We start from the raw sequence: 15,234 nt of genomic DNA, 5'->3' as shown, positions 1-15,234 counted from the left end.
GACCATCCGGGCGACATGGGTGGTGCTGCGGCGAACGACATTGACACGGAGTGCCCCGAACCCGAAACTCGCTATCGAGAAAGCGCTTTCACAACCCGGTCGGACATTTCCTTCAGCGCCGACGGAACAGGACCAGGGAGTGATGAAGATGGTTCCCCCAGCAAAGAATCGATGGTTTCGAGTGGTCGCGGTGGCCGCTTTCGCGGTCTCCGCGGCGATCGCCGCGGTGGCGCCGGCCACCGCCGGCGTGACCACGGCCGGCGCGGTCGCCGCCGCATGGCCGAACCCCAGTGTCAGCCAGCCGGTGGGCGCGACCATCAAGGTCACCAGCGGCACCTACGACGGTGGTCTCAAGCGGTTCTACGGCACCGGTGACCTGGGCAGCGGCGGCCAGCAAGAGGGGCAGAGCCCCCTGTTCCAGCTCGCCAACGGCACCACCCTCAAGAACGTCGTTCTCGGCAGCCCGGCCGCCGACGGCGTCCACTGCCTGGGCACCTGCACGCTGCTCAACGTGTGGTGGGAGGACGTCGGCGAGGACGCCGCGACCTTCAAGGGCACCTCCGCGTCGCAGAGCATGACCATCGACGGCGGCGGCGCGCGGAAGGCGTCGGACAAGGTCTTCCAGCACAACGGTCCCGGCACCATGTACATCCGGAACTTTCAGGTCAACGACTTCGGCAAGCTGTACCGCTCCTGCGGCAACTGCAAGACGCAGTACAAGCGCAACGTCGTCGTCGACAACGTCACCGCCACCGTGCCCGGCAAGGCCCTCGTGGGCATCAACACCAACTACGGCGACACCGCGAAGCTGACCAGGATCACGATCGTCGGCGACACCGGCCGCAAGATCGAGCCCTGCACTAAGTACAAGGGCGTCACCAGTGGCGAGCCGACGAAGATCGGCAGCGGCCCGGACGCCACGAACTGCCTCTACACCACCGCCAACATCACCTACAAATAAGGAACCCCGGGGGTGCCGGCCGCCGTCCGGTACCCCCGGCCTCCTCGTGGAGGTCTCATGCTCAAGACCCTGCTCCTCGCCTCCGTGTTCGCCGGTGCTTCGCTCGTGTGCCCGCCGGACGGGACCGCGGCGGTGAACGTCGTCGTGGCCAAGGACGGCTCGGGGACCCACACCACCGTCCAGGCCGGGATCGACGCCGTGTCCGCCGGTGGCACGATCTCGGTCAAGCCCGGCACCTACCACGAGGTGATCTCCGTGCCCGCGGGCAAGACCGGGGTCACCCTGCGCGGCACCACCGGCAAGGCGTCCGACGTCGTCGTCGACTACGACAACGCCAGTGGGACGAAGAAACCCGACGGCTCGACGTACGGCACGACGGGCAGCGCGACCGCGACGATCGCCGCGAACGGCTTCACCGCGACCGCGCTGACCTTCCGCAACTCCTTCGACCGCAACGCCCACCCGGAGATCACCGCCACCCAGGCGGTCGCGGTCAAGACCACCGGCGACCGGATGGTCTTCGACAACGTCACGTTCCTCGGGCACCAGGACACCCTGTACGCCGACACCGCGGCGGCCGGCACCGTCGGACGCCAGTACTACCGGAAGTGCTCGATCAGCGGCGACGTCGACTTCATGTTCGGCCGCGCCACCGCCGTGTTCGACCGGGCCACGATCACCGCGCTCGATCGCGGTTCCAGCTCGAACAACGGCTACCTGACCGCGGCCAGCACCCGGCGGACCAACCCGTACGGGTTCCTGATCGTCGGCAGCAAAGTCGTCAGCTCGGCGGCGAACGCGAGCTTCCACCTGGGCCGGCCGTGGCACCCCGGCGGTGACGTCGACGCCATCGCGCAGGTCGTCTTCCGCGAGACCGTCCTGCCGGCGGCGATCAAGCCGGCCCCGTGGACGGACATGTCGGGCTTCTCGTGGAAGGACGCCCGGTTCTTCGAGTACCACAACACCGGCCCCGGCGCGGGTACCGGCGCCGACCGGCCCCAGCTGACCGCCGCGCAGGCCGCGACACTCACCCCGCAGCGGTACCTCGCGGGCGGTGACGGGTGGAACCCTGTGTACTGATGACAGCGCCGGGCACGACCCAGGGAAAAACCTACCGACAGCCCTTGACGGAGAGCGGGGAACCGTCAACCATTTTCACCGTCACCTCACACGAACGCCGTGAGGTGACGGCCGTTCAGGGCTGTTAACGCTAACAGTACGCGTTGGGTGTCACCTCAGGATCAGCGTCGAACCGAGGACAATTGATGAAACTCCGCCGGCTCCCGGCCGTCATCGCCGTGGCCGCCGCCCTTCTGAGCGCCCCCGCCGCGCAGGCCGCGACCTACCCGAACCCCGGCTACGTCACCGGGGACATCGCAGCGGTGCACGACCCGTCGATGATCCGCACGGCGGACGGCAGCTACCTGCTGTACTCCACCGACCAGTACCTGCAGATCCGCCGGTCGACCGACCGGATCCACTTCACGAAGATCGGGTCCGTCTGGCCGAACGGCGCGCCGTGGACGGCGCCGTTCACCGACCCGGCCCACCCGGAGTACCTGTGGGCGCCGGACATCTCGTTCCACAACGGCAAGTACTACCTGTACTACGCCGCTTCGTCGCTGGGCTCGCGCAACTCGGCGATCTTCCTGGCCACCAGCACGACCGGGCTGCCGGGGAGCTGGACCAACCAGGGCATGGTCGTGCAGACGAGCACCAGCAACGACTACAACGCGATCGACCCGAACCTGTTCGTCGATTCCGCGGGCCGGTGGTGGCTGAGCTTCGGCTCCTGGTGGACCGGCATCAAGATGTACCGGCTCGACCCGGCCACCGGCAAGCGCAGCACCACCGACACCGCGCTGCGGAGCATCGCCCAGCGCACGGGCGGCACGTCGGCCGAGGAAGCGCCGTACATCGTCCAGCACGGCGGCTACTACTACCTGTTCGTCTCGTGGGACCTGTGCTGCCAGGGCACGAAGAGCACCTACCGCGTGATGGTCGGGCGCTCGACGTCGATCACCGGGCCCTACACGGACCGCAACGGCGTCCGGATGACCGCCGGCGGCGGCACGCAGATCCTGGCGAGCCACGGCGACGTCCACGGCCCCGGCCACGTGGCCGTGCTGCACGACACCGACGCCGACGTGCTCGTCTACCACTATTACTACTCCGACGCGGCGCCGCTGACGGGGAAGCTCGGCATCAACCTCATCGGCTACGACAGCGCCGGCTGGCCGTACGTCTACTGAACCCGGGAGTTCGTCATGTCCAGACTGCGTGCGCTCTTCGCGACGATCGGTGTCGCGCTCGCCGTGTCCGTGGCCGCCCCGCAAGCGGCGGCCGCGGCCACCGACGTGCCGGTCACCGACCCCAACCTCGGCTACGTCGGCCGGTGGACCACCGAGTCCGCCGGCGCGGTCCCGCACTGGGCCGGCGCCTACGTGACCACGAAGTTCACCGGGACCACGGTCAAGGTGAAGGCCAGGAACGCGGTGAACTTCTACGCGAGCATCGACAACGGCCCCGACGTGTTCTACGCCGGGGTGAAAGGCGTCGTTTCGCTGACACCGGCGGCGTTGCCGGCCGGGACCCACTCGCTGCGGCTGTCCTACCGCTCCGGTGACACCATCTTCCAGGGGCTCGTCCTCGACTCCGGAGCGAAGACGGCCGCGCCGGTCCTGCCGTCGAAACTCGTCGAATTCGTCGGCGATTCCATCACCTACGGTGCGCTGACGAGCAAGCTCGCGCTGTCCGCGTACGGCTGGCAGGTGGGCGAGAAGCTCGGCGTGCGGCACACGCAGATCGCCCGCTCCGGGTACTGCCTGGTGGCGGCCTCCGGGTGCGTCGGGCAGGCCACGCAGTTCTTCAGGACCGACAGCACCGGCGACGCGGCCTGGGACTTCTCGCGGTACCAGGCCAGTGCGGTGGTGATCAACCTCGGCACGAACGACGCGGGCCACGGCGTCAGCGGGCCCGCCTTCCAAGCCGCGTACACGAAGCTGCTGCGCGACGTGCGGGCCAAGTATCCGAACGCCACGCTGTTCGCCTTCGAAACGCTGAAGAAACGCTATGTCACCGAGACGAAGAACGCGGTCGCGGCGCTGGGCGACGCGAAGGTCCGCTTCATCAACACCGAGGGCTGGCTGACGACCGGCACCGACTACGCGGACGGCGACGGCCACCCGAACGACGCCGGGCACGCCAAGATCGCCACCCGGCTGGCGCCGATCCTCGCGCCCACCCTGCAGGCGACGGAGACCATGGCCGCCGCCGCGGGCAACGGCCTGCCGACCGACACCAACATCAAGTACTTCGGGCGGTGGAACACCGCTTCGGCGAGCGCGTACGTCTCCGAATGGGCCGGGGCGTACGTCGTCATCGGGTTCACCGGCACCACGGTGAAGCTGAAGCAGCGCGGCGCCATCGACCTGTTCGCGAGCATCGACGGCGGCGCGATCGCGGCGTACAAGAACGTGAGCGGCACGGTGAACCTGACGCCGCAGCCCCTCAGAGCGGGCAACCACGTCCTGCGCGTGTCGTACCGCCCGGTCGCGGGTTCGTACCACGGTGACGCGGTCTTCGGCGGCGTCACCCTGGATTCCGGTGCGACGACGTACGCCCCGGCGGTCCCGGCGAAGCTCATCGAGTTCGTCGGCGACTCGATCACCGTCGGCCAGCTCTCGTCCGCGCAGGCGCTGACCGCGTACGGCTGGCTCGTCGGCGAGCGGCTCGGCCAGGCCCACACCCAGATCGCGGTCGGCGGCGCCTGCCTGTACCCGTCGGCCGACGGCTGCATCGGGATGCGGGACCGGTTCCTCAAGACCGGTCTCGACGCGTCCGCTCCGGACTGGAACTTCGCGCGATACCAGGCCACCACCGTCGTGGTGAACCTCGGCACCAACGACGCCGGGCACCACGTCACCGGCGCGCAGTTCCAGGCCGCGTACACCACGCTGCTCCAGCGGATCCGGGCCAAGTACCCGAACGCCACGGTCCTCGCGCTGGAGACCTTCCGGAAGCGGTTCGTCACCGAGACGAAGAACGCGGTCGCCGCCATGGGCGACGCCAAGATCCGCTTCGTGAACACCGAGGGCTGGATCACCGAGGCGACCGACACCGTCGACAACGTGCACCCGAACGACGCCGGGCACCGCAAGATCGCCGACCGGCTCGCCCCGCTCATCGGCTGACCAGGAGGGCGCGACCTTCCTCGCCGCCGGCGCGCCCATCGAGCTGTATAACGACCTATACCTCGGGCGTCCCGGGTTCGCCTACGACCGCGTGGAGATGTACTGACGTGAGAAGGCTTTTCATGCGCCGGTTCCCGGCCTTCGTGCTCGCTCTGCTCGTCTCGGCGGGGCTGTGCGCCGCACCGGCGCCGGCGTCCGCCGGCCCGCCGGCGCCCGCGAAGCACCAGGTCACCTTCGACAAGTACTCGCTGATGCTGGACGGCCGCCGCCAGGTCGTCTGGTCCGGCGAGTTCCACCCGTTCCGGCTGCCCAGCCCGGACCTGTGGCGGGACGTGCTGCAGAAGATGAAGGCCACCGGCTACACGGCCGTCTCGATCTACTTCGACTGGAACTACCATTCGCCGGCGCCCGGGGTCTACGACTTCACCGGCGTCCGCGACATGGACCGCGTGCTCGACCTCGCGGCCGAGGCCGGGCTGTACGTCATCGCGAGGCCCGGCCCGTACATCAACGCCGAGGTCACCGGCGGCGGGTTCCCGGCGTGGCTGAGCACCCAGGCCGGCAAGGCCCGCAGCGACGCGCCGGACTACCTGGCGGCGTCCGACGAATGGCTGACGCGGATCGACCGGATCATCGGGCGGCACCAGTACACCGACGGCCGCGGTTCGGTGATCCTGTACCAGATCGAGAACGAGCTGGCCGCCACCGGGACCGCGCAGCGGAACTACGTCGCGCACCTCTACGACAAGGTGCGGGCCGACGGCATCGAGGTGCCGATCTTCCACAACGACAAGGGCCGCAACGGCATCTGGGTGCCGGCGGACTCCGGCGTGCCCGGCACCGTCCCGGGCAAGGTCGACCTGTACGCCTTCGACGGCTACCCGGGCGGCACCTGCCGGACCGACGCGACGCCCGGCAACCCGAACGTCGCGCCGGACTGGGGGACCTACGGGCCGGGCGGGGCGAAGGGCGGCGCGAGCGCGTCGCCGAACACACCCGGGTTCGTCGCCGAGTTCGGCGGCGGCTGGTTCGACTACTGGGGCAGCAACGGCACCTACCCGTGCACCGCCGTCCGGCAGGGGCCGGGCTACGAGCGCGTCTTCTACGGCACCAACCTGGCGAACGGCCTGACGCTCCAGAACTTCTACATGACCTACGGCGGCACGTCGTGGGGCTGGCTCCCGGCGCCGGTCGTCTATTCGTCCTACGACTACGGCGCGGCGATCGACGAAGGCCGTCAGCTGCGGCCCAAGGCGCTGACCATGAAGGAACTCGGGTACTTCCTCGCCACCGTCCCCGACGTGGCCAAGATGGACCACGGTGGCCCGGTGACGCCGTCGTCGGCCGCGGTGAAGGTCTACCACAACGTCAACCCGGACACCGGGGTGCACCTGTACCTGCCGACGCACTCGCCGTCCAACCTGACCACGAACGACGCCTTCACGTTCCCGCTGTCCACTTCGGACGGTTCGTACACGGTGCCGCAGGCCGGCGTGCTGCGGCTGAACGGCCAGGACGCGAAGCAGCTGGTCGCGAACTTCGACGTCGCGGGCCAGCACCTGGTGTACTCGACGTCCGAGCCGATGGCCCAGACCGCCGGGACGGTGCTGCTGCACGGCAGGCCGGGCGAGGACGGCGAGACGGTGCTGCGGTACGCGTCGCAGCCGCGCGTGGACGTCCTCTCCGGAGACGTCACGACGACCTGGAGCGGGAACGACCTGAGGCTGAACTACCGCCACGACGGGCTCGCGCGCGTCCGGATCAGCGGCGGCGGCCGCCCGGCCGTCACGCTGCTGCTGGCCGACGACACCACCGCCGACACGTTCTGGCTGATGTCGGGGTTGCTCGTGCGCGGTCCCGACCTGGTGCGGACGGCGCAGGTCGGGCCCGTCGTCTCGCTGACCGGGGACACGAAGGCGGCCAAGGATCTCGAGGTGTGGGGCGCGCGCAGCCCGGTGGTGCGGTGGAACGGCTCGTTCGTGCCGATGTGGCCGACCGCGTCGGGCAGCCTCGCCGCGGTCCGGCCGCTGCCGGGGCCCGCTGACCCGCGGCTGCCCGAGCTCACCGGCTGGCGGTCCGCGCCCGGCTCCCCGGAGTCGGAGCCGGGGTACGACGACTCGGCGTGGCCGGCCGCGGACCGGACCACGACGAACAGCACCACCCCGCCCCCGGCGGGACAGCCGGTGCTGACGGCCGACGACTACGGCTTCGGCGTCGGCGACGTCTGGTACCGCGGGCGGTTCACGGGAACGCCGGGGGAGCAGGTCAGCCTGCGCTACGGCGGGGGCGGCGCCGGGATGCTCCAGGCGTGGCTGGACGGGCAGTACCTCGGCGAGCATGTGCTGCCGTCGGCGCTGGCCTCGCCGCCGACGACCGGCACCGCGACGTTCGCGGTCCCCGAAGGCTTGCGTTCCGATGGCCCGCACGTGCTGTCGGTGATGGTGCGGAACAACGGCCACAACGAGGACGGCGGCGTCAACGACGCGCACAAGGAGGGGCGCGGGCTCATCTCGTCGTCGCTGACCGGGGTGGCGTGGAAGCTCCAGGGCGGCGCGGCGGATCCGGTGCGCGGCCCGCTCAACAGCGGCGGTCTCGCGGGCGAACGCGCGGGCTGGCACCTGCCCGGCTTCCCGGACCGCGCCTGGACCCCGGCGTCGGTTCCCGCGGCGACGGCCGCGGCGGGGACGACGTGGTACCGCACGACGTTCGGCCTGCGCGTGCCGTCCGGCCAGGACACGTCGATCGGGCTCACCATCGGCGACCCGGCCAAGCCGCGGTCCGGCGGCCGGTACCGGGTGCTGATCTTCCTCAACGGCTGGAACGTCGGGCAGTACGTCGCGGACGTGGGTCCGCAGCACACCTTCGCGCTGCCGACCGGAATCCTGGACCCGCACGGCCGCAACACGGTGGCGCTGGCGGTGACCAGCGACGGCGGTGAGGGCAACGGCTTGGAGCGCGTCGCGCTGACCGACCTGGGGTCGGCCCGCGGCGGTGTCCCGGTCCGGCAGGTGTACTCCCCGGGCTGGCGACCGTAAGCGAAGCCGTGAATGTCGCATTGAGGGACTTGAAGTCTCTCGATGCGACATTCACGGACTTGGCCGGAGCGAGGGAAAGGGGCGTTTGGGTCCGGCCGCGATCGGGTACGAAATGATCACTGCAGCTGTCCCCGCGGGAAGGAGACCCTGATGATCGTCCACGACCTGTCCGCCCTGTTGCTGACGGCGACGACCACGGAGCCCCAGCCCGGAACGGCGCGGGTCACGGTGGCGGGCGAGATAGACATGTCCACGTGCCCACGGCTCGAGGAAGAGTTCGTCCGCGCGGTCGAGGCCGCCCCGCACCGGCTGGTGGTCGACCTGATCGGGGTCGGTTTCTGCGGCGTGACGGGTGTGGCGGCCCTGGGCCGGCTACGGGCCCGCTGCGCCGACGCCGGGATCGACCTGGTCCTCAAGCCGTCTCGCGTCGTGCGTCGTGCGTTGGACCTCGCCGCGGTGGCGCCGCTGTTCCGGCTGGAGGGCCGTCAGGCCGAGGAGGGCCACCGCATCGCTACCTGAGCAGTACTGTCGCGACGCACGATGCTGTGCCGCTGTCGAACTTCGTCGATGCGATTGCGGTCGCGGTCACTGGCAGGTTGAGGCGCGAGGGCAGGGTCTGGCTGTGTTCGCCCGCGGTGGCGGAGCTGGTCTTGGAGTAGACCGTGTGGGTGCTCACCCCGTCGCGGTAGGAGATCCGCAGGGACTGGGTGCCCGAGTCGCCGATGTACGGGCCTGACGCGGTGATCGCGCCGAGCGGGTGGTGGAAGCCACCCCAGGTCTCGTAGCGCAGGGTGAGCCTGCCGGCGAAGCCGCCGTCCAGGCAGCTGCTCGTGACCTGCTTGACGGTCACCGCCTGCGCCGGGGAAGCGAGCACCGTCGCCAGGATCGCGGCCAGGATCGTGGCCGGTACCACAGTCTTCATTTTTCCTCCCGATGAGTCCCGGCCATCGTGCCTGGCCCGGCTTTCTTCCCGCTTCCCTCGTCAGGAAGCGGAGCGCACGAAGTACCGGCAGATCGCCGCGGCTGTTCCTGGCCGAGAAGACGGTCAAGAACTACGTGTCGGCGGTGCCGCACAAGCTGGGCGTGCAGCGCCGGACGTCGGCGGCGGTCAGCTGAGCTCCGTGTTGTCGCGCAGCCGCCGGAGCATGAGGGCGAGGTGCAGCCGGAACCGGCCGGCGGGGGAGTCGACGTCGAAGCCGAGGACGGCCTCGGCCCGGGCGAGCCGGGCCGGCATCGTGCTGTGGTGGCGGTGCAGCACCGCCGCGGCCTTGCGGGCCGAGCCGGTCGCGCAGAGGGCGTCGAGCGCCGCGAGGGTGTCTTCGCCGTGGGGCTCGGCCGCCAGCCGGTCGAGCGCGCGGACGTCGGCGAGCTCGGCGAGGTCCGCGGGGCCGAGCTTGCCGTCGAGCGCGGCCAGGCTGCCGAGCCGCTCCCACCACACCACCGGCTCGGCGGCGGAGGTGAACCGCAGCGCGGTCCGGGCGGCCGCCCACGAGCGGGCCACGTCGATGGCCGGCAGCTCCGGGCCGAGGCCCGCTCGGCCGCCTGCCGGCAAGTCCAGGCCGCGACCCGCTCGGCCGTCGGGCGGTAGTTCCGGGCCGCGACCCGCCCGGCCCCCTGCCGGCAGCTCCAAGCCGCGACCCGCCCGGCCCCCTGCCGGCAGCTCCAAGCCGGCCCCTTCGCCCGTGACCAGCACCGCCCGCACGCTGCCCAGCCGCGCCGACCGCCCGCCGAGCGCGTCGACGCCGGTGCCCGCCAGCACCCGCAGCCGGGTCGTCGGACCGAACCCGAGCAGGTGCAGGGCCCGTGACCGCTCCGCCGTCCCGATGTCGGCGGACAACACCAGCTCGACCAGGGCGGGGTCCCCGAGTTCGGGCCGCGGCACGCCGGAGTTCCCCAGCAGGATCGCGGCGGTGATCGCGAACCGTTCCAGCAGCATGTCGTCGAGCGGAATGGGCGCGCCCGCGCGGGCCACCCACACCACCACCCCGCCTTCCAGCAGGCGGGTGGCCGATCCCCCGGGCGCCGGCCCGGGGGTGGTGACGTCCGCGCCGGGTTCCGCGCGCAGCGACAGCCCCTGGCCCGGGGCGTGCACGCCGACCGGGCAGCCGGCCAGCTCGGCCGTGCTGCGCACCAGGGCGTCCGGACCGGCGCGCCCGGTGATCAGGCGGTCGAAGAACCCGATCACCCGCACGGCGTTCTCGGCGTCGGCGTCGAGCCCGGACAGCCTCAGCAGCAGGCCTTTCATGCCGTCACGATAGGCGTGCCCGCCGCCGGATGGCGAGGATCGCCCCGGCAACGCCCGCCGCGTGGCGGTGGCCGGGATCACCATCCGCGGCCCATCATCAGTTCATGACCTACGCGATCGACCCCGAGCTGGCGCCCTGGCTGGACATGCTGCCGGAGGTGCCCCTGACCGACCACGAATCCCTGCTGACCGCGCGTGCCTCGATGGCACAGCTGGGCGAAGTCCTGCCGGGCTACGAGCCGGTGAACCCCGTCGACGTCCGGGACACGGCCGTACCCGGCCCGTCCGACGCGCCCGACGTGCCGGTGCGCGTCTACTCGCCGGGCAACCGCACTGGTGCCGTGCCCGGCCTGCTGTACATCCACGGCGGCGGGTTCGTCATGGGTGACCTGGACATGTTCAACGCACAGCTGCTCCGGCTGGTCGACGAGCTGGGGATCGTCATCGTCTCGGTGGACTACCGCCTGGCGCCCGAGCACCCGTTCCCGGCGCCGGTCGAGGATTGCTACGCGGCACTGGCCTGGGTCGAGGCCAAGGCCGCCGAGCTGGGCATCGACCCGGCCCGTATCGGCGTGGCCGGCGAGAGCGCCGGCGGCGGCCTGTCGGCCGCGGTGGCGCTGCTGGCCCGCGACCGCGGCGGCCCGGCGCTCCGCTTCCAGTACCTCGGCATCCCGGAGCTGGACGACCGGCTGGACACCCCGTCGATGGAGGCGTACACCGACACCCCGATCTGGAACCGGCCCAACGCGGTCTTCAGCTGGACCAGCTACCTCGGCGCGGAGCCGGGTGGCGCCGACGTCTCGCCCTACGCCGCCCCGGCCCGCGCCACCGATCTGGCCGGGCTGCCGCCCGCGTTCGTGACAACTTGCCAGTTCGACCCGCTTCGCGACGAAGGAATCCAGTACGCGCAACGCCTCGCGCACGCGGGCGTGCAGGCCGAGTTCCGCCACTACCCGGGCACGTTCCACGGATCGGGGATGGTGGAGACCGCGCAGATCTCCCGCCGGATGTTCGCCGACGTGGTCGACGCCCTGCGCCGCGGGCTCGGGGTGACCACCGGCTGAGTCAGGGCTTCGGCAGTTTCCCGGCCAGGGCCCTGCCGAACGCCACCGCCGCGTCGCAGGCGCCGCCGCCGGTCTTCGTCGCGAGGATCCGGACGTGCTCCGCCTGCTTCGCGTCGAACTGGCGGTGGTTCCACGTCAGCGCGCAGCTTTCGCCGGTTTCGCGGCGGGTCCCGGTGACGCCGCCGAGGTCGACCGCGGTGCCGGTCTCCGGGACCACCGACAGCTTCTCGAAGGTCAGCCGCAGTGACGTCGTGGCCGTCCACGCGCACTCGCGCAGCCGGGTCAGCTTGACCTCGCGGACCGGTCCGAGCGCCTGCGTCACCGCGGTCTTGTCCAGCACCGCGCAGGGGTCCAGCGGAAGCAGGGTGCCCGCCGGCAGCTCGAACCCGGCGCCGGCGCGGAGGCGCTCGAGCAGCTTGCCGAGCGTCGTCTTCGCCAGGCCGCACGTCTCGGCGAGCGCCGTCACGCCCAGTTCCGGCTGCGCGGGGAGCTGGACGCTCGCGTCGCAGGTGCTGCCGCTGATCTCGCTGAACAGCACCGGCCTGCCGTCGAGGTCCTCGGCCGGCCGCCCGCCTTCGACGTAGATCGGGTCGCCCAGCTTGACGGCGATCTTCGCGCCCGACCGCGTCCGGTAGTCACAGCGGTCGAAGTACAGGGAGCCCGGGTCGGCGCGGAGCTTTCCCGCGTCCGGGACCGAAACGTCGTTCAGCACCCGGCAGGGGTCCGTGCGCCGCAGGGTCTCCAGGCTCGTCGGGTCGAGATTCGCGCCCGGGGACGCAGGCTCGGCGCCGAACACCTTCACCGCCACCAGGCTGCCCGCGGCGAGCGCGGCGACGGCGGCCAGCCCGGCGACGACCGGGACCCAGCGGCGGCGGCGCGGCGGGGCGGGCAGCGGCTCGGGCGCAGGCCACGACAGCGCGGTGCGGACCGCGGTCTCCTGCGCCTCGATCAGCCGGTGCACCGCGTCCGGCCACGGCTGGGTCCCCGGCGCCACCGGGCCGAGGAAGTCGAGGATCCGCTGCGGCGGCCATGGTCGTGCAGCCGGGTCCTTGGCGAGGCACGGCTCGACCAGGGCGCGGATCTCGGGCGGCACCCCGGTCAGGTCGGGGACGGCGTGCACGACGTTGTAGAGCAGCTGCGCCGTCGTCGTGCCGGTGAACGGGCCGCGCCCGGTCGCCGCCATCACCAGCAGCCCGCCGAGGGAGAAGACGTCGCTCGCCGGGGTCAGCGCGCGGCTTTCGGCCTGCTCGGGGGACATGAACGCGGGCGAGCCGACGATGCCGCCGGTGCCGGTGAGCTCCGCGCCGCCCTCGGTGGCGCGGGCGATGCCGAAGTCGATCACCCGCGGGCCGTCCCCGGTCAGCAGCACGTTGCCGGGCTTGAGGTCGCGGTGGATCAGGCCGGCCCGGTGGATCTCGGTCAGCGCGGCCGCCAGCCCGACGGCGAGCCGGCGCACCGCCTCGACCGGCAACGGCCCGGTGGCTTCGACGGCTTCCTTCAGCGACGGTCCCGTGACGAACACCGAAGCGAGCCAAGGGGTTTCGGCGTCGGGATCGGCGTCCATGACCGCCGCGGTGAAGGCCCCGGAGACCCGTTGCGATGCCTGGACCTCGTGGCGGAACCGGGCGCGGAAGTGGGCGTCGCGCGCGAACTCGGCGTGCACCTGCTTGAGCGCGACCAGCCGTCCGTCCGGGGCCACGCCGAGCAGGACCCGGCCCATGCCGCCTTCGCCGAGTTCGGCGACCAGGCGGTACTTCCCGGCCTGCCGGGCGTCGCCCGCTTCGAGGGGCTTCACGGCGTCGGCAGCCCGGACCGGGCCGCCTTGGCGAAGTCCTGGGCCTGGCGGCAGGTCTCCTCGGCGGTGAGCGTGCTGGCGGACGTGCTGTAGTCGACGATGACGTTCTCCGAGGCTTTTTCGTCGATCGGCCGGTGTGACCAGGTGAGGCCGCAGCTCACTTTGGCGGGGTTGAAGCGTTTCGTGGTGAAGTACGCGGTGACTCCGCCGAGGTCGACGGTGCCGGCCGAGTCGTAGTACGGGTCCTTGGACACGAACGGCCGGCTGCCGCGTTCGAGCGTCACGCCGACGTCGCCGCCGGCCCGCCAGTGGCATTCGTGCAGCCCGCGGGGCTCGACCTTGGTGACCGGGCCGGCGATCCGCTGCGCGGTCGCGGTGGCGACCAGCCCGCACGGATCGACCGCCGCGAGACTTCCCTTCGGCGCGGGCGAATCCACGCTTCCGGCGCGGAGCCGTTCCACCGCTTCGCCGAGCGCGGACTTCGCCGCGTCGCACGGCTTGGCGAACTTCGCCGCGGCGTCACTCGCCTCGACCCCGATCGTGGCGGCCGGCCGGTCCACGACGGGCACCGCGGCCGTGCAGCGGCTCGTCTCGTCCTCGACGCTGAGCGGCAGGCCGCCGAGTTCGCCCGACGGCGCGCCCTTGGCGCTCACCGGGCCGCCGATGGTCAGCTCCAGCCACTGGCCCTGCGGGGTTTCGTAGGTGCAGGCGAAGAAGTGCACGCCGATCTCCGGGGTGAGCTTGCCGGTTCCGGGCACCGACGGCAGCACCCGGCACACGTCGACGCCGCGCAGCTTGTCCGGGCCGAGCGGGTCCGGGTTCGGCGCGGACGTCGTCGGCGTCGGGGCGGGGGTGCTTGCCGGGGCCGCGGTCGCGCCGTCGTCGCCGTCGAGGAGGGTGACCGCGGTGATCGTGCCGGCCACGACGACCGCGGCCGCCGTCGCGGCGAGCGCGACGCGGAGGCCCCGCCGCCGCGGCTTCGGCGGCTTGGCCACGACGGCCGCCACCTCGGCCTGCCGCCGGGCGATCAGCGCGTGCACACCGGGCGGCCACGGGCGCGGGACCGGCGGCAGCGGCCCGAGGAGTTCCAGGAGCCGCGCCGGCGTCGGCCGGCGGGCCGGATCCTTGGCGAGGCACGCTTCGGCGAGGGCGCGGAGGTCGGGCGGGAGGGCACGCAGGTCCGGGTGCGTGTGGACGACGTTGTACAGCGACTGCGGGGCCGACACCCCGGCGAAGGGGCTGCGCCCGGTGGCCGCGAGGACGAGCAGCGCGCCCAGGGAGAAGACGTCGCTCGCCGGGGTCAGCGGCCGCCCGTCCGCCTGCTCCGGCGACATGAACGCCGGCGAGCCGAGGATGGCGCCGGTGTGGGTCAGGTCGGTGCCGCCTTCCGCGGCGCGGGCGATGCCGAAGTCGATGACGCGGGGACCGTCGTCGGCGAGCAGGACGTTGCCCGGCTTGAGGTCCCGGTGCACCAGCCCGGCCCGGTGGACGCCGGTCAGCGCCGACGCGAGCCCGGCGGCCAGGCGCCGCACCGCGGCCGGCGGCAGCGGCCCGGTCGCGTCGACGGCTTCCTGCAGGGAAGGCCCGGCGACGAAGACCGAGGCGAGCCACGGCGTCGGCGCGTGCGGGTCGGCGTCCATCACCGCGGCGGTGTAGGCGCCCGAGACCAGCCGCGAGACGTCGACCTCGCGGCGGAACCGTTCGCGGAAGCCGGGATCGTGCGCGAACCGGCGGTGCACCTGCTTGACGGCGGCCAGCCTGCCGTCGGGGGCGACCCCGAGCAGCACGCGGCCCATCCCGCCCTCGCCGACCGCGGCGAGCAGCCGGTACCGCCCGATCTGCGCCGGCTCACCCGGACCCAACGGCTCCACGCCCCACCTCCGCGGGCGATCGTAGATCGTGGGGTCTCGGCGCCCGCGGGAATGTCCTGAGCCGCGGTGG

Annotated in this window: 11 protein-coding genes and 1 pseudogene; 8 read left to right on the top strand and 4 right to left on the bottom strand. The window is 72.1% G+C overall.

From position 1 onward, the window contains the following. Positions 1-148 precede the first annotated feature (148 nt). From AB0M82_RS05620 to AB0M82_RS05595, 6 genes are all read left to right on the top strand, one after another. Positions 149-961, top strand: a complete 813-nt coding sequence (locus tag AB0M82_RS05620; RefSeq protein WP_364717979.1) for a pectate lyase — start codon at positions 149-151, stop codon at positions 959-961. Positions 962-1,018: 57 nt separating this feature from the next. Then, positions 1,019-2,041 (top strand): pectinesterase family protein, encoded by a 1,023-nt coding sequence (locus AB0M82_RS05615; protein ID WP_364717977.1) that lies wholly within the window; start codon positions 1,019-1,021, stop codon positions 2,039-2,041. Positions 2,042-2,226: 185 nt separating this feature from the next. Next, entirely contained in the window at positions 2,227-3,213 is a 987-nt protein-coding gene (locus AB0M82_RS05610) for an arabinan endo-1,5-alpha-L-arabinosidase (protein WP_364717975.1), read from the top strand. 15 nt (positions 3,214-3,228) lie between these two features. Continuing rightward, positions 3,229-5,154, top strand: a complete 1,926-nt coding sequence (locus AB0M82_RS05605; protein ID WP_364717973.1) for a GDSL-type esterase/lipase family protein — start codon at positions 3,229-3,231, stop codon at positions 5,152-5,154. A 107-nt stretch (positions 5,155-5,261) separates the two neighbouring features. After that, complete coding sequence (locus tag AB0M82_RS05600; RefSeq protein WP_364717971.1) at positions 5,262-8,189, top strand: beta-galactosidase; 2,928 nt, start codon at positions 5,262-5,264, stop codon at positions 8,187-8,189. A gap of 150 nt (positions 8,190-8,339) precedes the next feature. Further along, positions 8,340-8,708 carry an STAS domain-containing protein gene (locus AB0M82_RS05595; protein WP_364717969.1) on the top strand — a complete coding sequence of 123 codons (369 nt, stop codon included), beginning with the start codon at positions 8,340-8,342 and terminating at the stop codon, positions 8,706-8,708. On the opposite strand, the gene AB0M82_RS05590 is transcribed toward AB0M82_RS05595, so the two are convergent. Next, a complete protein-coding gene (locus AB0M82_RS05590) occupies positions 8,701-9,111 on the bottom strand; it encodes a hypothetical protein (protein WP_364717967.1) in 411 nt (136 codons plus the stop codon). The two genes, AB0M82_RS05595 and AB0M82_RS05590, sit on opposite strands and share 8 nt — an antisense overlap. Before the next feature lie 98 nt (positions 9,112-9,209). Here AB0M82_RS05590 and AB0M82_RS05585 point away from each other — a divergent pair. After that, positions 9,210-9,305 (top strand): annotated as a pseudogene (locus tag AB0M82_RS05585) (LuxR C-terminal-related transcriptional regulator); the annotation flags it as partial. Here AB0M82_RS05585 and AB0M82_RS05580 read toward each other — a convergent pair. Continuing rightward, the gene (locus AB0M82_RS05580) at positions 9,298-10,434 is read right to left on the bottom strand and encodes a helix-turn-helix domain-containing protein (protein ID WP_364717965.1); all 1,137 of its coding nucleotides are present in this window, start codon (positions 10,432-10,434) and stop codon (positions 9,298-9,300) included. The pseudogene AB0M82_RS05585 and the gene AB0M82_RS05580 sit on opposite strands and share 8 nt — an antisense overlap. Positions 10,435-10,538: 104 nt before the next feature. Between AB0M82_RS05580 and AB0M82_RS05575 the strand changes: the two genes are divergently transcribed. Beyond that, positions 10,539-11,498 carry an alpha/beta hydrolase gene (locus tag AB0M82_RS05575; RefSeq protein ID WP_364717963.1) on the top strand — a complete coding sequence of 320 codons (960 nt, stop codon included), beginning with the start codon at positions 10,539-10,541 and terminating at the stop codon, positions 11,496-11,498. A 1-nt stretch (position 11,499) separates the two neighbouring features. Here the strand turns inward: AB0M82_RS05575 and AB0M82_RS05570 are convergent, their stop codons facing one another. Together AB0M82_RS05570 and AB0M82_RS05565 are read right to left on the bottom strand one after the other, a co-directional pair. Continuing rightward, positions 11,500-13,293 (bottom strand): serine/threonine-protein kinase, encoded by a 1,794-nt coding sequence (locus AB0M82_RS05570; RefSeq protein ID WP_364717961.1) that lies wholly within the window; start codon positions 13,291-13,293, stop codon positions 11,500-11,502. Beyond that, positions 13,290-15,164 (bottom strand): serine/threonine-protein kinase, encoded by a 1,875-nt coding sequence (locus AB0M82_RS05565; protein WP_364717959.1) that lies wholly within the window; start codon positions 15,162-15,164, stop codon positions 13,290-13,292. The genes AB0M82_RS05570 and AB0M82_RS05565 overlap by 4 nt, the downstream gene beginning before the upstream one ends. Between the last annotated feature and the right edge of the window lie 70 nt (positions 15,165-15,234).

It is taken from the genome of Amycolatopsis sp. NPDC051128 (genome assembly GCF_040682715.1).
Classification (GTDB): Bacteria; Actinomycetota; Actinomycetes; order Mycobacteriales; family Pseudonocardiaceae; genus Amycolatopsis.
Note: the sequence above shows the minus strand (reverse complement) of the source record. Positions and strands in the feature narration are given on the sequence as shown.